The organism is Calothrix sp. NIES-2100, from assembly GCF_963875285.1.
Lineage (GTDB): Bacteria > Cyanobacteriota > Cyanobacteriia > Cyanobacteriales > Nostocaceae > Aulosira.
On sequence record NZ_CAWNLA010000001.1, the window covers coordinates 6250914 to 6271737 of the forward strand.

General features: G+C 40.5%; 17 protein-coding genes. 10 read left to right on the forward strand and 7 right to left on the reverse strand.

Annotated elements, in window-relative coordinates:
• The first annotated feature begins 680 nt into the window (after positions 1 to 680).
• Both mgtE and AACU32_RS25365 read left to right on the forward strand, forming a co-directional pair.
• Positions 681 to 2033, forward strand: coding sequence for a magnesium transporter (gene mgtE / locus AACU32_RS25360; RefSeq protein WP_096603952.1), 1353 nt, complete (start codon positions 681 to 683; stop codon positions 2031 to 2033).
• 231 nt (positions 2034 to 2264) lie between these two features.
• Positions 2265 to 3290: an acyltransferase gene (locus AACU32_RS25365; RefSeq protein WP_096603953.1), complete on the forward strand. Its 1026-nt coding sequence runs from the start codon at positions 2265 to 2267 to the stop codon at positions 3288 to 3290.
• Between the two features lie 101 nt (positions 3291 to 3391).
• On the opposite strand, the gene AACU32_RS25370 is transcribed toward AACU32_RS25365, so the two are convergent.
• From AACU32_RS25370 to miaB, 5 genes are all read right to left on the reverse strand, one after another.
• Positions 3392 to 3742, reverse strand: a complete 351-nt coding sequence (locus AACU32_RS25370) for a DUF5615 family PIN-like protein (RefSeq protein WP_096603954.1) — start codon at positions 3740 to 3742, stop codon at positions 3392 to 3394.
• Positions 3736 to 4074 carry a DUF433 domain-containing protein gene (locus AACU32_RS25375; RefSeq protein ID WP_096603955.1) on the reverse strand — a complete coding sequence of 113 codons (339 nt, stop codon included), beginning with the start codon at positions 4072 to 4074 and terminating at the stop codon, positions 3736 to 3738. The genes AACU32_RS25370 and AACU32_RS25375 overlap by 7 nt, the downstream gene beginning before the upstream one ends.
• A 134-nt stretch (positions 4075 to 4208) precedes the next feature.
• Entirely contained in the window at positions 4209 to 4451 is a 243-nt protein-coding gene (locus AACU32_RS25380) for a hypothetical protein (protein ID WP_096603956.1), read from the reverse strand.
• Entirely contained in the window at positions 4432 to 4713 is a 282-nt protein-coding gene (locus tag AACU32_RS25385) for a BrnT family toxin (RefSeq protein WP_339378268.1), read from the reverse strand. The genes AACU32_RS25380 and AACU32_RS25385 overlap by 20 nt, the downstream gene beginning before the upstream one ends.
• Positions 4714 to 4737: 24 nt before the next feature.
• Positions 4738 to 6102, reverse strand: a complete 1365-nt coding sequence (miaB, locus tag AACU32_RS25390; RefSeq protein WP_096603958.1) for a tRNA (N6-isopentenyl adenosine(37)-C2)-methylthiotransferase MiaB — start codon at positions 6100 to 6102, stop codon at positions 4738 to 4740.
• A 242-nt stretch (positions 6103 to 6344) separates the two neighbouring features.
• Here miaB and AACU32_RS25395 point away from each other — a divergent pair, with 242 nt between their 5' ends.
• Complete coding sequence (locus AACU32_RS25395; protein WP_096603959.1) at positions 6345 to 7424, forward strand: RNA ligase family protein; 1080 nt, start codon at positions 6345 to 6347, stop codon at positions 7422 to 7424.
• A gap of 25 nt (positions 7425 to 7449) precedes the next feature.
• Here the strand turns inward: AACU32_RS25395 and AACU32_RS25400 are convergent, their stop codons facing one another.
• Positions 7450 to 8883, reverse strand: a complete 1434-nt coding sequence (locus tag AACU32_RS25400) for a carotenoid oxygenase family protein (RefSeq protein ID WP_096603960.1) — start codon at positions 8881 to 8883, stop codon at positions 7450 to 7452.
• Between the two features lie 365 nt (positions 8884 to 9248).
• Here AACU32_RS25400 and AACU32_RS25405 point away from each other — a divergent pair, with 365 nt between their 5' ends.
• The 6 genes from AACU32_RS25405 (at position 9249) to AACU32_RS25430 (ending at position 18921) form a co-directional block, all read left to right on the forward strand.
• Positions 9249 to 12203, forward strand: a complete 2955-nt coding sequence (locus AACU32_RS25405; RefSeq protein WP_096603961.1) for a PAS domain S-box protein — start codon at positions 9249 to 9251, stop codon at positions 12201 to 12203.
• A 75-nt stretch (positions 12204 to 12278) separates the two neighbouring features.
• The gene (locus tag AACU32_RS25410) at positions 12279 to 12803 is read left to right on the forward strand and encodes a hypothetical protein (RefSeq protein WP_096603962.1); all 525 of its coding nucleotides are present in this window, start codon (positions 12279 to 12281) and stop codon (positions 12801 to 12803) included.
• Between the two features lie 358 nt (positions 12804 to 13161).
• Positions 13162 to 14316, forward strand: a complete 1155-nt coding sequence (locus AACU32_RS25415; protein WP_096603964.1) for an NAD-dependent epimerase/dehydratase family protein — start codon at positions 13162 to 13164, stop codon at positions 14314 to 14316.
• A gap of 12 nt (positions 14317 to 14328) precedes the next feature.
• Entirely contained in the window at positions 14329 to 14973 is a 645-nt protein-coding gene (locus AACU32_RS25420) for a DUF4291 domain-containing protein (RefSeq protein ID WP_096603965.1), read from the forward strand.
• A gap of 6 nt (positions 14974 to 14979) precedes the next feature.
• Positions 14980 to 16116, forward strand: coding sequence for a glycosyltransferase family 4 protein (locus tag AACU32_RS25425; RefSeq protein ID WP_096603966.1), 1137 nt, complete (start codon positions 14980 to 14982; stop codon positions 16114 to 16116).
• A 156-nt stretch (positions 16117 to 16272) separates the two neighbouring features.
• Positions 16273 to 18921 carry a GAF domain-containing protein gene (locus AACU32_RS25430; protein ID WP_096603967.1) on the forward strand — a complete coding sequence of 883 codons (2649 nt, stop codon included), beginning with the start codon at positions 16273 to 16275 and terminating at the stop codon, positions 18919 to 18921.
• 74 nt (positions 18922 to 18995) lie between these two features.
• Here AACU32_RS25430 and AACU32_RS25435 read toward each other — a convergent pair whose 3' ends face one another.
• Positions 18996 to 19280, reverse strand: a complete 285-nt coding sequence (locus AACU32_RS25435; RefSeq protein ID WP_339378269.1) for a DUF7219 family protein — start codon at positions 19278 to 19280, stop codon at positions 18996 to 18998.
• Positions 19281 to 20072: 792 nt separating this feature from the next.
• Here AACU32_RS25435 and purC point away from each other — a divergent pair.
• A complete protein-coding gene (gene purC, locus AACU32_RS25440; protein WP_096603969.1) occupies positions 20073 to 20810 on the forward strand; it encodes a phosphoribosylaminoimidazolesuccinocarboxamide synthase in 738 nt (245 codons plus the stop codon).
• Positions 20811 to 20824: the final 14 nt, after the last annotated feature.

Below are 20824 nucleotides of genomic sequence, written 5' to 3' on the forward strand. Positions count from 1 at the left end.
CAATATATACACTCAAGATAGAGAAAATTGTTGCGGATTTTCGTCTAAATTTGAGAGATAATTCTGTGCAATTACTTAGTACTATCATGACTGAATATTTTTTGCTTAAAAAATTTAGTAAATAGCCTGAATTTTACCACAACTATACTCAAGCCTAGTGTATCGATCGTCTGCTATAAAATTAGCAGATTGATTCTCCTAGCTAAGCTTTAATTAGATTAATAGCCTGATAAGTGCTTTATGGTGGAACTGACAATACCATTAACGCCAAAATTAGCCTCTTGATTTTATGTATAACAGCACAATACTTGATTTTGTCTCTAACCACAAGACTACTACCATAGAGGTAAATATTTTGACTATGTGAAGTTTACTGGTAAATTGAATTATTAGCTTGACATAGCTACTGACAGTAGTAAAATCTACTCTAAATAAACGAAAAATCAGGGCGATGAGTTGGCTACTTGTGTGGAATACCACAAATTCTGCACACTGAGATTTTGCATCTATTCGGATAACACCTTTCCGGGATAGTATTATGACTTAACGATGCCTGATTGGATATCGATATTGAATTTTTGAATGTTATGGACCACAGTCCACAAGACGGTAGTATCAACCTCCTCTGAGCTGGCGAGAAAGTCTCCCGGCGCGGGGGAGACCATTAGGAGGGAGGTATTATGCTCATGCAAGATGTGCACAATTCTATTGTTGGGGTTGCTGACTTAAACCAACTTAAATGGGATTTGAATCATCTCCAACCCGTTGATGTTGGTGAATACATTACAAAATTGCCAATAAATGAGCGAGCGATCGCATTTAGGTTACTCAATAAAGCCCAAGCAATTGATGTTTTTGAATATCTACCCACAGAAGTACAGGAAGAACTGATCAATTCTCTTCATGATGTGCAAGTAGTACAAATTGTAGAGGCAATGAGTCCTGATGAAAGGGCAGAATTGTTTGATGAATTACCAGCAGGAGTAATCAAACGGTTATTACAAGAATTAAGTCCCGAACAAAGACAAGCAACAGCCACAATTCTTGGCTATCCCGAAGGAACAGCTGGGCGTGTGATGACCACAGAATACGTGCGGTTGCGGGAAGGATTAACTGTAGGTGAAGCTCTTAGTAAAATCCGCCGTCAGGATCAAGATAAAGAAACAATTTACTATGCCTATGTCACAGATGATAACCGCACTTTGGTAAGGGTAGTTTCACTGCGTCAGCTATTATTTACTTTTCCTGAGGTTTTAATTCGAGATATTGCCAGCGATCGCGTCATCAAGGTGAGAACAGAAACTCCCCAAGAAGAAGTTGCCCAAATCATGAAGCGCTATGACTTAATCGCTATTCCAGTTGTCGATCGGGAAGACCGATTAGTCGGGATTATCACGATTGATGATGTAGTAGATATTTTAGAAGAAGAAGCTACAGAAGATATACAAAAACTGGCGGGTGTAAGTGGTGATGAAGCAGCTTTGTCTTCACCTCTGCTTACCATTCGCAACCGGCTACCTTGGCTATTAGGAATTATGGCGCTTTATATTGGTGCAGCGAGTGCGATCGCACCCTTTCAATCTGTAATTTCCGCCGTCCCAGTCCTCGCTGTAATCATGCCAATTTTTTCTAATACAGGTGGTACTGTCGGCATTCAAGCATTGACAGTCACAATCCGAGGCTTGGGTGTAGGTGAAGTCACCGCCAAAGATACGCTGAAAATTCTCCGCAAAGAACTTCTGGCTGGTTTAGGCACAGCCTTAGCTTTAGCCCTGACAATGATTATGCTGTCCTTGATTTGGGCACACCCTCAAGAACGATGGGTAGCTTTTATTGCTGGGTTAGTAATGGCAACAAATACTATTGTGGCAGTCACACTTGGGACTTTACTACCAATGGGTTTGAAGCAGTTGAAACTAGATCCTGCCTTAGTTAGCGGGCCATTAGTCACAACAATGCTAGATACAATTGGGTTTTTAACTTTCCTCTCCCTAATTTCTCTAGCTTTAAACGTCTTGCATTTGCCAACTTAAATTGGGCATGGGGCATTGGGCACTTGTACTGAGTTTCGACTTCGCTCAACTACCGCGAAGTCGTTCGCGCAGTGTCTCGTCCCTTGCGCGTCTCACCTTGGGAGAAGAGAAGTATTGGGCATGGGGCATTTATCATTTATTATTTATGTGCGTCACCGTGTCTTCCCATCTCGTCATCCCCTTGATTCCTGATCCCCTCTGCCCACTTAACCTATTCAGATTTAATTAGAAATGAAGAATAAAGATTTATCATTTCAAGCTTTCCGTGGACTAGCGATTATAGCAGTAGTTGCAATTCACGCATCTGGTATTAATGATGAGACTGAATGGAATTACGGATTCTCCATGATTTTCAGGCAATTTGTTAACTTTGTAGTTCCCGTGTTTATCTTTATTTCTGGTTATTTTACACCCATTTATGAGTTTACGAAACTATCAGATTATTTAGATTTTTATCAGAAAAGACTTAGCAGGATACTTATCCCTTATGTAGTATGGTGCGCTTTAATAATTTTGTTTTACAAGCATAATTATCAATGGCATTGGAGCAAAATTGTTATAGATATGATAACAGGGAAGATTTCAGGACCTTATTACTTCATCATCCTTCTTGTTCAGTTAATTTTGTTGACACCTTTAATGGCTGCGTCAACAAAAAGCACAGTTAAAAACTTTTTATGGTTATCACTGTCTCCTTTGTCGTTGCTTGGTTTGTACTTTTCTAGCTTGCACCTTAATTATGATATTCACTTTCCTTGGTACGCACTCCCTTTTACTGTGTGGGTTGGTTTTTACTATTTGGGACTTCTAGCAAATAAAAGTAATTTAAATATTAAAAATAGAAATATTAGAAAGATTATTTTACTGTATATAGGTTCTATAGTTTTAGCTATAATTGAAGCGCTTTTACTTTGGAAAATTTTCAATCTAACTAGTTTTGCCAATTCCCAAGTTAAGGCATCATCCTTTTTATCTTCGTTTTTATTAATACTACTATTCTTAGCAGTACGAGAAAAAATTAATAATTGGCCTAGAGTTTTAATTATTATTGGTGAATTTTCTTTTGGTATCTACTTATTTCATATGCCAGTACTTGATTTGATGAGTAGAATAACTAACAAGTTTGGCTTTCAAAATTTTTGGATAGCACAATTATTGATTAATTCTTGTGGAGTGATAGCTTTATGCTGTTTTGTAATTACTATAGTTAGAAAAGTTACAGGTGTTAATTTTTCGCAGAAATACTTAGGAATGTAGAAGGCGATTACCTGCTTAAACCGGAACCTGCCGTTTTTTGTTTTTGTCATAAATGATTTAATCTATGTAGGCGATCGCTTTCATAACATCTCCGCTTTTACTTACAGTGGAAGATACTGAATTTGCCCCTCCAATTCTCCATCTAGGCTGCATTCTAAGATTATCATCATATCTTCTATAACTCTTCCAATTGGCATATCAAGGCCAACTTCAATCACCCCTGGCATTGGCTGACCTTGGGCTAACCGTTCATAGGCGTAGCGTGTAATTGTAGCAACATCGTGGGTGAGTAACACTCGATTTTCCTGTGCTGCCCATGACAATATTGTTGGGTCATCCTTACCCGATAAACCAACTTCTTGGACTCGGACAATATCAATATTTGGGTTACGTCGCAGCAAACCTCTGACGATGTTATTATCAAAGTTTTCATCCGCCAGCAATTTTAACATTGTTCCTGTTCAGCCTTGCGAGCCAGTAGGCGATCGCGCAAACCTTGCGGATCAAATCTGGACTGATTCATCTGGCGAATTTCTTGCGCTTGTTGTTGTCGTTGCTGTAGGTATGCTTCAACTTCTTGCTGATGTTTGAGGTAAAAGGCTATCGTGGCATATACATCAGCTAGCTGAAGAGATGGAAAGCGATGAACAATCTCTTCTGCTGTTGTCCCTTGTTTAAACACAGCAACTATGGTGTCAAGTGTGACGCGAGTTTTACCAACCCGAACCACACCATCAGGATTCATTTCTAGTGGTGCAGGTTCAGCGATAATCACCAGTGTCATAAAAAATATCAAATAATATTTTTTAATCGTAGCATTCGAGAGTATTTGGTAAGCGATCGCCTGCTTTCATACCTACGAGATGATTTAATGTTTACAGGCGATCGCTTCAACGCGCATTCTGCGACAACCAATTGTTAAGCTGTCTCGCTGTTTGGTGTTTGGGGCATAGACTCAATTAATGCTCTTAGCACTTTATTAACTGATTCGGGAGTTTTGAAAACTTTTGCCACATCTTCATCCAAAACCACAACTGTTAGATCTTGTGTTCCACTATGCTTAGCAAAGCGGTTCGGTTTCGCTTTCTGGTAATCGAATTGATACTCAGCCAAAAGTTCGTCATCAGAATTTTTTGTATCTTCAAAAGGTGTTTCGCTCATAATCTTCACGTTCCCTTCGAGTCGCTAAACGGGCGCTAATGATCCGAATAGTATTAGGATGTTCGGTGAATGAAACCAACAGCAACCTATTTTGTCTGGAGTGACCAATAATGATTTCTCGCTGCTCATTCATAGAAGAGTGCGTTTGATCATTAAAGATAACTGCTAACGGATTAGCAAACACAGTTTTAGCTTCTTCAAAACTGACTCCGTGTTTGTTTAAGTTTGTAGTTGCTTTGGACTCATTCCACTCGAACTCCATGCCCAAATACTATCTAATCTTTGATTAAACCGTCATAGCTTGGCGCACCTCTATTGGTTCCCCAGTCAAGCTAAAAGCGCGGACTTCGGTAATTTTAACTTTCACCAATTGCCCTTTAAGTTCCTTGATATCGCCAGTGAAGAAAGTCAGACGATTACCGCCTATGCGCCCCATTACCTGGGTGGGATCTTTGGAATTTTGCTCTTCTACTAAAACTTCCTCAATGCGTCCAAAATAACGTTGCGATCGCTCGGCTGCTTTGATGCCCACTAGATGATTTAATCTTTGTAGGCGATCGCTTTTTACTTCTTCGCTTAGCTGATTTTCCCATAAAGCGGCGGGTGTTCCTGGACGCGGAGAATAGGCAGCTGTATTCAACAGGTCAAAGCCAATATCTTCTACCAATTTCAAGGTATTCTCAAACTGTGCTTCTGTCTCTCCTGGAAAACCGACGATTGCATCGGCACTAATCGACGCATCTGGCATATAACGGCGAATTGTATCAATTATCCGGCGGTATTTCTCATGGGTATAACCCCTTGCCATTGCTTTCAACAGTTCGTTATCCCCAGACTGAAAGGGAATATGGAAGTGTTTGCAAATCTTGGGTAATTCTGCACAGGCTTTAATTAATCGCTCAGTAAAATAACGGGGATGACTAGTAGCAAAACGTAGTCTTTCCACCCCTGGCACATCATGAACGTAATACAGTAAATCTGTGAAGGTGTGCAGGTGTCGCCCTTCTGGTGTCACCCCTGGTAAATCCCGTCCATAAGCGTCAATATTTTGACCGAGTAGGGTAATTTCCTTGTAACCTTGCTTGCCTAATTCTAGCATTTCGGCGCGTATAGCTTCTGGTGTGCGGGATTGTTCTACACCACGCACATTAGGAACTACGCAATAGGTACAGCGTTCGTTACAGCCATAAATTACATTCACCCAAGCCGTCACTTTGCTATCCCGTCGCGGCTGGGTGATATCTTCCATAATGTGAACTGGCTCGGTAGCCACAACTTGATTACCTGCAAATACCGATTCCAGCAAATCTTTCAGACGGTTGGCGTGTTGTGGCCCCATCACCAAATCTAATTCGGGGACACGGCGTAATAAACTTTCCCCTTCCTGTTGGGCAACGCATCCAGCAACAATTAATGTTAAATCAGGCTGCTCGTGTTTGCGCTTCGCTTGTCTACCCAGGTAAGAATATACTTTTTGCTCGGCATTATCCCGAATCGTACAGGTATTGTAGAGAATCACATCTGCATGATTGGGATCTTCAGCAAACTCTAAGCCCATGTCTTCTAATATGCCAGCCATGCGCTCTGAGTCGGCTTTATTCATTTGGCAACCAAAAGTAGTGATGTGATAGCGGCGTTTAGAAGTGGTCATTGGGGATTATGCTTAATCAGCGTAAGTTGTTATATAAGCTTTCTTTCTAATCTATCAAAAACAATACGGAAGGATAAGAACTCCTGGTTAAAAACCAGGCGCACGTTACCTCAAGTCTTTCAGTGTATAGAGTAATTTTACTCAGTTTCCTACTGTATTCCTCAAAATCAGGGTTGCAGCCATGATTACTTTTATGTTACTTATATACTACAAAAATACGATCACTGTATTTCTGACTGTTTATGGACACAATAGATAGCAACGTCACAGACTGGACGTATATTAGCTATGAAAAAATCCCGGAAAATTTTAATAAATGGGGTTTAACAGAGTCTGATTATCGCTTGTTTAATAAAACAGATTGGGTGGTAACAGAAAAAATTCATGGCGCTAATTTTGGCGTAACTACCGATGGTGTAGATGTCCGCTTTGCCAAAAGAAAGGAATTTTTACAGCCAGGAGAAGATTTTTTTGATTATCAATCTTTAAAAACTAAATTAGCGCACCAAGTAACAGAGATTTTCCGAATTTTGCAATCGGAAACTAATTTGCAAAAAATATATATTTACGGAGAATTGTTTGGCGGAGAATATCCCCATCCTGATGTACCTGCTGTTAGTTATGTTCAGGCTGTGCAAACTGGTGTTTATTATTCACCAAAAATAGAATATTGTGCTTTTGATATTGTTGTGCTGAAAAGTGATAATGCAGCACAAAGATATTATTTGGATTATGAAATAGCGCTCAAACTATTACTGCAAGTGGGCATCATGGCAGCAGCGCCGTTATTCATCGGCAAATATAATGATGCTTTGGCATATAATATTGAGTTTGAATCTACAATTGGGGCAATTTTAGGTTTGCCGAAGTTGCCTTTCATGAATAAGGCTGAAGGAGTTGTAATTAAACCGCTGCATTCTATTTATATAGAGAAGGGTAAAGAGAAAATCCGTCCCATTATTAAGCAGAAAATTCCGGATTTTGCTGAGAATAGCCGATTTCACCAAGCACAAAAATGGGCTGTGAAACCACAACCAATAATCACTCAAGAGTTAACTCTAGAAGAAGAGTTAACCCAGGAAATGCTGACTTTGGTAACACCTAATCGCTTGAACAATGTTATTTCTAAAGTCGGGAGGTTTTCTGAGAATAATCGAAATCAGCGTCAGCAATTGGTGGAATTATTAATTAGCGATGTATTAGAAAGTTTCCAAGAAGAGTACGCAAGTATTTTCAGTGCTTTAGAATATACTGAACAGCAAAGGATGCTTGAGCAGTTAAATCAAGCATCCCAAAAGTTAGTTGATGATTATAAAGACTGAAGTCCTGACTACGAATTTAGGAGAATTAATCAGGTTTCCATGTACCGTGAAAACCTGGGGGAATGACGCTAGGTAATCCGAGTTTACAAACGGGTGTGTCATCTAAGCGATCGCTATCAAATACCCAAACTTCGCTACTATCAGAATTACCATCATAAACAACGGTTACTAGCCAGCTTTGTGCTTGATTTTGCCCATCTTGAATGTGGATAGGTTCGGAACAATAGCGGTTTGCGCCTAAATCTGCGGACGTAAAGGTTTCTGTTTGGTGATCGAAACGCGCGATCGCATTTAATATTTCTTGGGATATATCTGATTCTGGGCGGAATGTGGACATATAGGTGTAACGTGAAGCTTTTCCCACATTTTGCTGAGGTACACCCGGAAATTCACAATGTCTGTCTACTAGTTCTTGAATTGCTGTAACTTTACCTGTGTCGGGACGCAGATGAACTCGTGTGAGGGTGCTTTTAGCCGCAGTATGAGTTTCTCCTGTGGCCACTTCCCTCAGATATTGGTTTGTCTGGAAATCTTGATAACGGGCGATATCAACAATTACTGTACCGCTAGCATCAACATAACCGTTGGCAAAATGCCATTGAAACCAAGGTTCGGTTTGTCCCCGACTTACCAAAGATAAGTTTTCCCGATCAAATACTAAAATCTGTGTTCCTACTTCAGGATGCCATTTTAGCGAATCACCGTATGTGCTAGCCCCAAACAGCACAGGTAAAATATTTAAGCGCACTGCTGGCGCAAAAAATACCAGGTACTGTCCCGCCAAGACAAAATCATGAATTAAGGGTACACCCTCTAGGGAAACCTGGGCTTTTTGGCGAATTTTGCCAGTAAAATCGCTTTTATAAATGTTGAGTGTGGCGTTTAGTCCTGGACTCAAACCAAAGTTAAAAATCTCTCTCGTTTGGTAATCAACTTTGGGATGGGCAGAATAGGCTAAACCCCGATCCAAACCACCTAAATCATCTAAGCCTAGAGTTTCAATATTTTCAAGGTCAAGGGCATAAGGGCGATCGCCTTCCCACAATGCTAAAAGTTTATCAGGTAATGCCAACACTGAGGTATTGGCGACATTTTTAATTGGTTTACGCCATTGATTCCAAATTGGCCCTGGTGCAGTCATGCCATAGTTACCGTAAAGCAGTTTACCTGCTTTTGCTTCTTCTTGATAACCAGGCGTTTGCACATAGCGGTAAACTCCGCTAGCCCCTGCATCGGTAAAATTCACAGCTAGAATCGCCCCATCGCCATCAAACCAGTGTCCTACATGGGTGTTACCTCGTTCTAGCCTTGCAGGGCCATTGCGGTACAGTGTGCCGCGTAAACCTTCAGGTATCTTGCCAAACAGAATCGGTAATTCGCTACGGGGAAATTCTACCCCAGGTTGTGCGATCGCCTGACTCCAGGCTTTTTTTATTGACTTTTTATTAATTGTGTGCATATGAACTTTACTTTCAAAATTAACAAAACTCGTGCCACTAGTAACAATTTAGAAGTTAATCAATTTAATCAATACCTCCAACTAGAGAAATAAATTTTTCTCCTAGGCAATTCTTCATATTTTCCTTAGAATTACTATTTATAATAAATACAATCTTGTATAAAAAACTACTTAGACAGCACGAAGCCAGGAGCTATATCATCTGTAATTTTATTCAAAAAATCATCAATAAAAAATACTAAAAGCAAGAAATAGCTAATCAAATAAAATAGAATTTCTATGTATTGTTAAACAATAGTTTTGCTTGAGATGACAATGTGAATAATAAATTAACATTATTAAACATTTTTTAATAAATTTACAATATGCAATATATACAATATTATCCAGAGTTTCTGCTTCAGATACTCCATAGTATACCTGACCCAGTTTTTGTCAAAGACCGCCAACATAATTGGGTATTTCTGAATGCGGCTTATTGTCGTTTTATCGGCTTTGAGCAAACAGAATTAATTGGGAAATCAGAATATGATATTTTTTCTAAAAATCAAGCAGATAAACTGCGCGAGCAAGATGAATTTGTATTTAATACCGGCATTGCTCATCAAACAGAAGAATCTTGGACTAATCTAGATGGTGTCAAATCCTGGCTATTAATTAAAAAATCTTGTTTTGCAGATGGTTTAGGTAACCAGTTTTTAATTGGTATTATTCGTGATATTACACAAGAAAAGTTGCAGGAGGCGAAACTCAAAACTTCACAACAAGTACTGGAACAGGTAATCAATAATATACCTCTAGCAACTTATTGGAAAGACTTTAATTCTGTGTATTCGGGAAGCAATCAAAAATTTGCTGAAATCATAGGACTAGATGAGCCAAATAAGATTATTGGTAAAACTGATTATGATTTAATTAAAAATCAAAACCAGCCTGACTGGTTTTGGGAGTCAGATTTACAAGTCATACAATCTCAAAAACCAGAGTATGGTATTATCAACCGATATATCCAAGCAGATGGTAAACAACTGTGGTTAGAAACTCATAAAATTCCTTTAAAAGATAATCAAAAAAATTTTTTGGGAATTTTGGTAACTTGTCAAGATATTACTGCTCGCAAACAAGCAGAATTAGCACTTGCAGAAAAAGTAGCTTTAGCAGCATTGCACGTAGAAATTAATACTGCTATTACTCAAAGTTCTACATTAAAAGCTAGTCTTAAACATTGTACAGATGCTATAGTCAAGCACTTAAATGCTGCCTTTGCTCGCATCTGGACATTAAATTCCCAGGAAAATGTATTGGAACTACAAGCTAGTTCGGGAATGTATACCCACATTGACGGGCCTCACAGGCGCGTTCCTGTAGGGATGTTCAAAATTGGATTAATCGCCCAAGAACGTCAACCTCACTTAACTAATTCAGTCTTAGAAGATCCGCGTGTGGGGGATAAAGAGTGGGCTAAGCGTGAAGGTATGGTTGCTTTCGCTGGATATCCTTTAATTTTAGATGGAAATCTGGTTGGTGTGATTGCAATGTTTGCCCGTCATCCCCTCACAGAATTAACCTTAGATGCGTTGAGATTAGCTGCTAATGAGATTGCTTTAGGTATCAAGCGCTTACAAGCTGAAGAAGCTTTGCAGGAGAGTGAAAGCAAGTATCGTCAATTAGTTGAAACCTGCCAAGATATGATTTGGTCATTAGATACCCAAGGATATTTTATCTTTGTAAATCAAGCAGTGAAAAATATCTATGGCTATGAACCCGAAGAAATGATTGGTCGTCACTGTAGCGAGTTTGAGCCTTCAGAAAAACTGCAAAAAAGCTTAAATATTTTGCCACAAAAACTAACAGCCGAGTCAGTCTATCATTATGAAGCTGTTGTTCTATCCAAAGATGGTAAGAGCTTGCATTTGTTATGTAATGCCTGCTTATTACAAGATGAAACTGGGAATATTTTGGGAACAACTGGTACAGCGACTAATATTACTCAACTCAAACAAGCAGAAACAGCCCTGTTACGTGGTAATGCTATATTGCAAGCGCAACAAGAAGCTTCTATCGATGGAATTCTGATTATTGATGAAAATCGATTAGTAGCATCTTATAATCGAAATTTTGCTGAATTATGGCAAATTCCGGCAACAATACTGGCAACTAATGATGATCGCCAACTCTTGGGATGGGTATTAGATCAACTAGAGAATCCTCAAGAATTTTTGGCTAAAGTTGAGTATTTGTATCAACATCCCCAAGAAGAAAGCCGTGATGAAATTTTACTCAAATCTGGACAGACTTTTGACCGTTATTCAGCACCAGTGCGATCACCCGCAGGTGAATTTTACGGCAGAATTTGGTATTTTCGTGATATTACCGCCCGGAAACAAGCCGAAGCCGCCCTGCTGAACTCGGAAGCACAATTACGCCAACAAACACACAAACTTCAAGCCACATTACAGGAACTTCAACACACCCAAACTCAGCTAATTCAAAGTGAAAAAATGTCAAGTTTGGGACAATTAGTCGCTGGCGTAGCCCATGAAATTAACAACCCTGTGAATTTTATTTATGGCAATCTCAACTACGCCAATACATATACCCAAGATTTGCTCCAACTATTAGAACTCTACCAAAAACACTATCCCCAACCAGTGCCAGAAATTGAGGATTTTACAGAAATGATAGAACTAGATTTCTTGCGGTCAGATTTGCCAAAAATAGTGAAATCTATGCAATTTGGGGCAATTCGCATTCGGGAAATAGTGCTTTCACTGCGAAATTTCTCACGTTTGGACGAAGCTGAAATGAAAGCGGTTAATATCCATGAGGGAATCGATAGCGCCCTGATGATTTTACATAGCCGGATCAAGGGTAAAAATAAACTTCCCGAAATTGAAGTGATCAAAGAATATGGCAACTTACCCCTAGTCGAATGTTACTCTGGACAGCTAAACCAAGTATTGATCAATATTTTGGCAAATGCGATTGATGCCTTAGAAGATTCACTGATGATTAAACAATGCTCAAGAGAAAAATTATTGCACAGAGAAAAACCGCAGATTAACATTTACACCCAACTAATAGAATCAAATCTAGTAAAAATTCGGATTGCTGATAACGGCCCAGGAATCGCAGAAAATATTAAACAGCGTATATTTGATCCTTTTTTCACTACCAAGGCAGTTGGCAAAGGTACAGGTATGGGACTTGCCATTAGCTACCAAATTATCACCAAACAACATGGTGGTTTTTTGGAATGCATTTCATCACCAGGAGAAGGTACTGAATTTGTGATTACTATTCCTCTGAAACAAAAATAAAAATTCAACGTGCTAAAAATCAATTTTGAGTATAAACTAAAACCAACTTTCGAGAATTGGTAACTGGGTGCAATAATGTCTACTGCTACGGTTAAAGCCTGTAGTTTGGGGCGAAAAATTTATCTCAATGCTCACAGATTTAGCAGAGCGATCGCTTTCGTAATCATGCTGTGGGGGTGTACAGCACCTGGATTCAACGCCTCTAATGTAGCTTGGAAGACTTATATTAATAACCGCTACGGCTTTGAGTTTCCCTATCCAAGTAACTGGAATGCTTTGCCACCTCCAGACAATGACGACGGCATTGCCTTTGTTTCACCGCAAAAAAGCTCAGTAGTAATTCGGGCTTGGGCTGGGAATCGGCTACCAGAATCAGCCAGCCCTGATGCTAAAATTACTGTGAATCCTAATTTTAAGACTGCCCAAGGAATACCTGGGGTAATGGTTGTAGAAGTGGGTCAACAAGTAAGTTCCATGACCCTCACCATCACTCAGGGTCAAGTTAAATACTACTGGCAAGGGCGTAGCCAAAGCCAAGATTTTACTGATTACTACCGTTTCTTCTACTACATAGCCCAGCAATATAAAGTTCCGCAATGAATGGGGCATGGGGCATTGGGCATTGGGCATTCATTTCTTATTTATCTCCCTTAGACTTCTTGCATAAGTCGGGAAAAAGGGAAGGTGGGGCCCCCTTTGGGGATAAGGGGCGGGGGGAAGGGGAAAAGGTTTTGTATTATCCCCTTTCCCTTTAACCTTTACCCTTTTCCCCCCTCTTGCTAAAAGGACTTTTGCAAGAGGTCTCTTGTCCTTCTTGTCCCCCTCTTCGCACTTTTGACTTTTGACTTTTGACTTTTGACTTGATATGTCCCCCCCAATCTCGATTTTCTCCCTTTGGGTGGTTGAGAGGTGACACAAACCTGATAGATTTAGCTTACAGCGAGTGAAACAGGTAAAAATGAAAGTCCTGGTTATTGGTGGCGATGGCTATTGTGGATGGGCAACTGCTCTTTACCTTTCAAATCAAGGTTATGAGGTTGGGATATTAGATAGTTTAGTGCGGCGGCACTGGGATAACGAGTTAGGTGTCGAAACTCTCACTCCGATCGCGCCAATTCAGCAACGTATTCAGCGCTGGTACGACTTAACCGGTAAATCCATAGACCTTTTTGTTGGCGATATCACTAATTACGAGTTCCTCCATAAAGCACTGCACCAATTCCAACCTGGTGCGATCGTGCATTTTGGGGAACAGCGATCGGCGCCATTTTCGATGATTGACCGTGAACACGCAGTTCTGACTCAGACAAACAATGTAGTCGGGACTCTGAATTTGCTGTATGCGATGCGAGAAGATTTCCCCGATTGTCATTTAGTCAAGCTGGGGACAATGGGTGAATACGGTACACCCAATATCGACATCGAAGAAGGCTATATCACCATTGAACACAACGGGCGCAAGGATACATTGCCTTATCCTAAACAACCAGGTTCAATGTATCACCTCAGCAAAGTCCACGACAGTCATAACATCCATTTTGCTTGTCGGATTTGGGGATTGCGGGCTACAGACTTAAATCAAGGTGTAGTTTATGGGGTTTTAACCGAAGAAACGGGAATGGACGAATTGTTGATCAATCGCCTCGATTACGATGGGGTATTTGGTACAGCACTTAACCGCTTTTGTATTCAAGCCGCTATTGGCCATCCCTTGACTGTTTACGGTAAAGGCGGACAAACGCGGGGCTTTTTAGATATTCGGGATACAGTGCGGTGTATTGAAATAGCGATCGCTAATCCAGCCCAACCTGGTGAATTCCGTGTCTTTAACCAATTTACCGAACAATTCAGTGTTGGTGATTTGGCAATTATGGTGAAAAAAGCCGGGAACGCAATGGGATTGAATGTGGAAGTCGATCACCTGGATAACCCCAGAGTCGAGAAAGAAGAACATTATTTCAACGCTAAAAATACAAAACTACTCGATTTAGGTTTAGAACCTCACTATCTCTCTGATTCTCTGCTTGATTCTCTGCTAAATTTTGCTATCAAGTATCAAAAACGAGTTGACAACAAGCAAATCCTGCCTAAAGTCTCTTGGCATAGAAAGTAAGGTAAATTCTGTGTGCGGTTGATAACAGAACCCTATTTAAGTCAAGTAAGTCGCTGGCCTGAAACTGGTCGTCATATCCTAGCCCAATATGACGACCAGTCAATTGTTGTGTATCAAGCATATCGTCCAGCTATTGGTCACTTCGCTGCCACCCACGGGTATTTTGGCGGCGAATTTAGTCTTGATCGGATGAGTTGGATCAAGCCGAATTTTTTGTGGATGATGTATCGTTCCGGATGGGGTATAAAAACTGGGCAAGAAGTAATATTAGCTATTTGGATTCAACGTTGGGCTTTTGAAGAAATGTTGGCACAAGCAGTACATTCCACATTTAATCCCGAAGTCTATCTCAGTAAAAATGCTTGGCACTTAGAGCTAAAAGAGTCACAGGTGCGGTTGCAATGGGACCCGGATCATGATCCATCAGGGGCCAAATTGCAACGACGGGCTATTCAGTTAGGGTTACGGGGAAAAGTGCTGGCTAATTATGCCAAAGATTGGATTTTGCAGATTGAAGACATTTCCGATTTTGTTCAACAACAGCGGCAAAACATTAATTCTGACTGTGCAGAATTGATTACACCACGCGAGACGGTTTACCCTGTGATTGATCAACAAACGCAAAACAAGCTGGGATTATCTGCCTGGATTGAATAGTTTTTTATGAAAATAGCCCTATTCACCGAAACCTTTTTGCCCAAGGTGGACGGTATTGTAACGCGCTTGCGTCACACCGTTGACCATCTACAGCGTCATGGAAATCAAGTCTTAGTGATTGCCCCAGAAGGCGGGATCACCGAACATAAAGGAGCTAAAGTTTACGGCGTTAGTGGCTTTCCCCTGCCATTATATCCAGAGTTAAAAATGGCGCTACCCCGACCAGCAATTGGTTACGCTTTAGAAGACTTTAAACCAGATATTATTCATGTCGTCAATCCAGCAGTTTTGGGATTATCTGGGATATTTTATAGTAAAGTCCTGAAAATTCCTTTAGTAGCGTCTTACCATACCCATTTACCTCAATATCTTCAGCATTACGGTTTAGGAATGTTGGAAGGCTTACTTTGGGAATTACTCAAAGGCGCACACAATCAAGCTGAGTTAAATCTTTGTACTTCCACGGCGATGATGGAGGAATTAACAGCACATGGGATTGAACGGGTAGATTTGTGGCAAAGAGGCGTGGATACAGAATTATTCCATCCTGATTTAGCTAGTATCGAGATGCGATCGCGTCTATCACAAAATCATCCCCAAAATCCTCTATTACTCTACGTTGGTCGTCTATCTGCCGAGAAAGAAATTGAGCGGATCAAACCAATTTTAGAGGCAATTCCCCAAGCGCGGTTAGCATTGGTAGGAGATGGCCCCCACCGCCAAGCACTGGAAAAACATTTTGCTGGGACTAATACCAACTTTGTCGGTTATCTCATGGGACGGGAATTAGGTTCGGCTTTTGCGAGTGCTGATGCCTTTATTTTTCCTTCCCGGACAGAGACACTAGGATTAGTCCTACTAGAAGCAATGGCCGCAGGTTGTCCTGTAGTCGCAGCTCGTTCAGGTGGAATTCCTGATATTGTTACAGACGGGGTCAATGGCTATCTTTTTGAGCCAACAGCAGATATTCAAGGTGCAATTACCGCTACTGTTCGCTTGTTACAGGAGAAACAAGAATGTGACTTGATCCGTCAAAATGCCCGTAGAGAAGCCGAAAGGTGGGGATGGGCAAATGCTACACGTCAGCTACAAGATTATTATCAAAAAATAATTTTTTCGCAAAAGTTGACAAAAGTACTCTAAGTAGCCATCATAAACTGCGTACAGCAGGAAGTATAAAAAAGGGCATGGGGTATGGGGCATTTGTCATTTGTCGTCCTTGTCCTCCTTGTCCCCCTTGTCCCCCTTCCCTTGTCTCCCCCTCCCCCCCTAGTCCCTAGTCCCTAATCCCTAATCCCCATGACACTCCCTAATCCTGGTAGCGTCTTGGCTACATTAACTGAACTCACTCAGGTTAATCGTACCCACGCCTTGCTGCGTCGTGTTAAAGATCTTTCTGTTAACGAATTTGTTTGTTTACTAGATTTTATTACTGCTGAGTTTCAGCAATTTCTCAGAGCGATTGAGCTAATCAATAATGAAGCTCTAGAAACTATGCTGGAGAAAGTGCTAGAAGCCATCACACTGAAAATTGGTCAAATCCTCCAAGCAGAACACACTGCCATTTTTTTAGTAGATTATGATAAAGGCCAGTTGTGGTCAAAAGTTCCCCAAGATAATAGTCAAAAATTTTTAGAAATTCGCACTCCTATTTCAGTTGGTATTCCCGGTCAAGTTGCCAGCACTGGCAAATATTTAAATATAGCTGAAACTGCTACTCATCCTCTATTTAGCCCAGAATTAGAAAAACAAATGGGCTACAAAATTCACAATCTTTTATGTATGCCAGTTTTGAGTAGTAAAAACCAAACTGTTGCAGTGGTTCAACTGGCTAATAAAGCTGGAAATATTCCCTTTGATCATGATGATGAGGAAAGATTTCGAGATTTTGCAGCTTCGATTGGGATTATTTTGGAAAGTTGCCAAACTTTCTATGTAGCAGCTCGCAATCAACGAGGAGCCACAGCACTTTTACGAGCAACTCAAACCCTAGGGCAAAGTTTAGATTTAGAAGCAACTTTGCAAATAGTGATGGAGCAAGCTCGGATTTTAATGCAAGCAGACCGCAGCACCTTATTTTTATATCGTAAAGAAATGGGGGAACTCTGGACAAAGGTAGCGGCGGCGGCAGATGGCACAAACGCCATCGAAATCCGGATGCCTTGCAACCGGGGAATTGTTGGCTATGTGGCTGCTACTGGGCAAGCTGTGAATATTCCAGATGCTTATCGAGATCCCCGCTTTGATCCATCTACAGATAGAAAAACGGGATATCTAACTCGCAATATTTTATGTTTACCAGTATTTAATTCCGCCAATGAATTAATCGGCGTAACTCAATTAATTAATAAGCAACAAGGTAGTTTTACTGCATCTGATGAAGAATTTATGCGAGCTTTTAATATCCAAGCTGGAATTGCTTTGGAAAATGCTCGACTTTTTGAAAATGTGCTGTTAGAAAAACAATATCAGAAAGATATTTTACAAAGTTTATCTGATGCGGTAATTTCTACAGATATGGTAGGTCGGATTGTCACAATTAATGATGCGGCTTTAGAATTACTAGGTTGTCCAATCAGAGATAATCCTCACAAAAATCATAAACATTTGTGGGAAAAAAATTTACTTGGTCGCTTTGTTTGGGAAGTTGTCCCCATTGAAAATTTACAAATGCGGCTGGAAGATAGTTTAAAAACTGGAGCCAAACATTATGTTCCAGAACAAAATTTGACGGTGGGATTGTACCATGTCCCTATTGCTGAGAGCCAAGTAAAGAGTGATGGGGCGACACCAAGCAATCAGCAACTTCAGAACCAAAATAACACTTCTCCCTCAGGAGAACCTCTTTACACTCCTGGTTCCTTAATTTTGGCATTGTGCGATCGCCAAAATCCAGATGTTTTTATTCCCTGGAATCTACCCCTGACTCCCCAATCTAAGTTTTTGAGTGCGAGTGAGGTACAAAAAGTTGAACGCAGCACCAATCTAACTGTGAATCCTTTAACTAATCCTGAAGGTGGAGTGCGGGGTGGTTTGGTGGTTCTAGAAGACATCAGCCAGGAAAAACGCCTAAAAACTACCATGTACCGCTACCTTACACCCCATGTTGCTGAACAAGTTATGGCTTTGGGGGACGATGCTTTAATGGTGGGAGAACGGAAAGATGTAACAATTTTATTTTCTGATATCCGTGGATATACTACCCTGACAGAAAATCTCGGTGCGGCTGAGGTAGTATCATTGCTCAACCAGTATTTTGAAACAATGGTAGAGGCAGTTTTTAACCATGAAGGCACTTTAGATAAGTTTATTGGCGATGCTTTAATGGCGGTGTTTGGTGCGCCTTTACCCCTGACAGAAAATCATGCTTGGAGAGCCGTACAAGCAGCATTAGATATGCGCCAACGGTTAGCAGAATTTAATCAGCGGCGGATTATTCAAGCACAGCCACAAATCCATATTGGCATTGGGATTAGCTCCGGAGAAGTGGTTTCTGGTAACATTGGTTCCCACAAACGTATGGATTACACCGTCATTGGCGATGGCGTGAATTTAAGTTCCCGCTTGGAAGGTGTAACAAAAGAATATGGATGTGATATAGTATTAAGTGAATTTACTTACAATTTGTGCAGCGATCGCATTTGGACGCGTCAGTTAGATAAAATTCGCGTCAAAGGGAAGTATCAAGCGGTGAATATCTATGAGTTAATTAGCGATCGCACTACTCCTCTTGATGATGCCACCCAAGATTTTTTATTCTATTATCAGTCAGGAAGAATGGCTTATTTAGCACGTAACTTTCAACGTGCGATCGCCTGTTTTGAAGCTGCTAAGAACATTCGACCGCAAGACCAGGCCGTTAATATCCACCTAGAACGCGCTCACAATTACCAGCAAACACCACCCCCAGAGTCTTGGGATGGTGTCTGGACAATGGTTGCTAAGTAATTGGTCAATGGTCAATGGTCAATGGTCAAAAAAATTCTTGACTATGGACTCTTGACTCTTGATTTTTAACAACTTTAGCCTTCCGGTTCATCCTGGTTACCCTGGTCATCCTCAAAAGGACTTTCACCAATTTTTAGTTGTTTTTTTGTCCGTTTTAACTGTTTCCAAAGCTCTTTGATTTGTTTGTAAGCTTCCTCAGGTGGTAATTTACCCCCAGTTTCTAAGTTACAAATGTAACTTATTCGCTGGGCAAATTCCTGTAGATTTGCATTGAAAACCAAATTTTCTGGCTTCACATGACCGTAGTAACGACCACGAGGATAGAGAAAATCATCTTTATTCACTGTTTTTTTCTCCACTTGTTCAACTCCCCCCTGTAGTTATATCTGAAGCTGAATCATTAGCCGTTCTACATCTCTGTTTTGTCCAGTCGGGAGTCATTAATAAATTAAACTCCTTTTGTTTATACGTTTTAGGAAAATTTGTCAATTCTAATCTTAAACAGAGATTGTCAAAGCTAAGTATCCTTCAATAGTAATATTTACTAAGTAGATTTTTAATTAAGATACCAAACGTCAGATAAATTACTCTTGCTCTTTACCAAAGCATTACATCTGAGTGCATGATTGCTCAAAATCAGGAAGGCTATTAGATATGAGCAAAGCCTTATTACCAATGTATTAATATATACTATATATTCCAATTTTAATATTTTTCCTTGAGGACGAAAATTTAACTAGATCGTCAAAAAATGCAGTTTATCAAAAAATTATAGCAATTTTCAAAATGATTGTGACTCTCAAGAGTCAGTTGTCATTGGGCATGGGGCATGGGGACTGGGGCATTGGTGAACAAAGTCTCTTGCAATAGGCAATAGTTATTTGTCCCCCTTGTCCCCCTTGTCCCCCTTGTCCTCCTTGTCCCCCCTGCTCCCCAAACTTCGTTCTCTCTTTATCTCCCTTGTTTACTATTGCTGAGAACCACCTGCATCTACTTTGTCAGTTAGTTCCCACAACAAATTCAGAGTGCTATTTGCTAGTTGTGATTGACTGCTCAACGATCAGCAATGGCTAATTACTAATAACTAAAGATAAAATGGTTTAGCTTTAAGCGCCAAGATCTGCCCATATCCTGTAAATTTACTGCTCACCATGTCTGTTCATTCCAAGTTATACGAAGGCAAAGCAAAAATTCTCTATACCACGGACGATCCTGAAGTCTTGTTGGCTGATTTTAAAGACGATGCCACTGCCTTTAATGCCCAAAAACGCGGTAGTATCCAAGGTAAGGGAAGCATTAACTGTATTATATCTAGTAAGCTGTTTGGGCAGTTAGAAGCACAAGGCATAAAAACTCATTTTATTGACAACCCTGCCCCACATCAAATGCGGGTGAAGGCAGTAAAGATTGTGCCCTTAGAAGTAGTTGTGCGAAATATTGCAGCGGGTAGTCTGTGTGTGCAAACAGGGCTAGCATTGGGCACAATACTCAAACAGCCTTTAGTAGAGTTTTATTACAAAAATGATCAATTAGGCGATCCGTTATTAACAAGCGATCGCCTCTACCTGCTAGAACTAGCTACTCCGGAACAAGTTGAGACAATTACCCATCTAGCATTGCAAATCAATGAGTTCCTCCGGAGCTTTTGGCAGCGTTGTGGCATTACTCTAGTAGACTTCAAACTAGAGTTTGGCTTGGACTCACAAAATCAAGTACTCTTGGCAGATGAAATTAGCCCTGATACTTGCCGTTTGTGGGACGCAGCCCAAGAGGACACTAACCTTCGGGTTATGGACAAAGACCGCTTTCGTAAAGACTTAGGAAATATAGAAAATGCCTACCAGGAGGTTTTACAAAGAGTTTTACAAGCAGTAGAAAGCCAAAATTAAATCAAAACGGTAAA

Excerpts from the sequence above, each read along its gene's own strand:
- mgtE (WP_096603952.1), top strand. The coding sequence starts at position 681 with ATGCTCATGCAAGATGTGCACAATTCTATTGTTGGGGTTGCTGACTTA.
- AACU32_RS25365 (WP_096603953.1), top strand. The coding sequence starts at position 2,265 with ATGAAGAATAAAGATTTATCATTTCAAGCTTTCCGTGGACTAGCGATT.
- AACU32_RS25370 (WP_096603954.1), bottom strand. The coding sequence starts at position 3,742 with ATGTTAAAATTGCTGGCGGATGAAAACTTTGATAATAACATCGTCAGA.
- AACU32_RS25375 (WP_096603955.1), bottom strand. The coding sequence starts at position 4,074 with ATGACACTGGTGATTATCGCTGAACCTGCACCACTAGAAATGAATCCT.
- AACU32_RS25380 (WP_096603956.1), bottom strand. The coding sequence starts at position 4,451 with ATGAGCGAAACACCTTTTGAAGATACAAAAAATTCTGATGACGAACTT.
- AACU32_RS25385 (WP_339378268.1), bottom strand. The coding sequence starts at position 4,713 with ATGGAGTTCGAGTGGAATGAGTCCAAAGCAACTACAAACTTAAACAAA.
- miaB (WP_096603958.1), bottom strand. The coding sequence starts at position 6,102 with ATGACCACTTCTAAACGCCGCTATCACATCACTACTTTTGGTTGCCAA.
- AACU32_RS25395 (WP_096603959.1), top strand. The coding sequence starts at position 6,345 with ATGGACACAATAGATAGCAACGTCACAGACTGGACGTATATTAGCTAT.
- AACU32_RS25400 (WP_096603960.1), bottom strand. The coding sequence starts at position 8,883 with ATGCACACAATTAATAAAAAGTCAATAAAAAAAGCCTGGAGTCAGGCG.
- AACU32_RS25405 (WP_096603961.1), top strand. The coding sequence starts at position 9,249 with ATGCAATATATACAATATTATCCAGAGTTTCTGCTTCAGATACTCCAT.
- AACU32_RS25410 (WP_096603962.1), top strand. The coding sequence starts at position 12,279 with ATGTCTACTGCTACGGTTAAAGCCTGTAGTTTGGGGCGAAAAATTTAT.
- AACU32_RS25415 (WP_096603964.1), top strand. The coding sequence starts at position 13,162 with ATGAAAGTCCTGGTTATTGGTGGCGATGGCTATTGTGGATGGGCAACT.
- AACU32_RS25425 (WP_096603966.1), top strand. The coding sequence starts at position 14,980 with ATGAAAATAGCCCTATTCACCGAAACCTTTTTGCCCAAGGTGGACGGT.
- AACU32_RS25430 (WP_096603967.1), top strand. The coding sequence starts at position 16,273 with ATGACACTCCCTAATCCTGGTAGCGTCTTGGCTACATTAACTGAACTC.
- purC (WP_096603969.1), top strand. The coding sequence starts at position 20,073 with ATGTCTGTTCATTCCAAGTTATACGAAGGCAAAGCAAAAATTCTCTAT.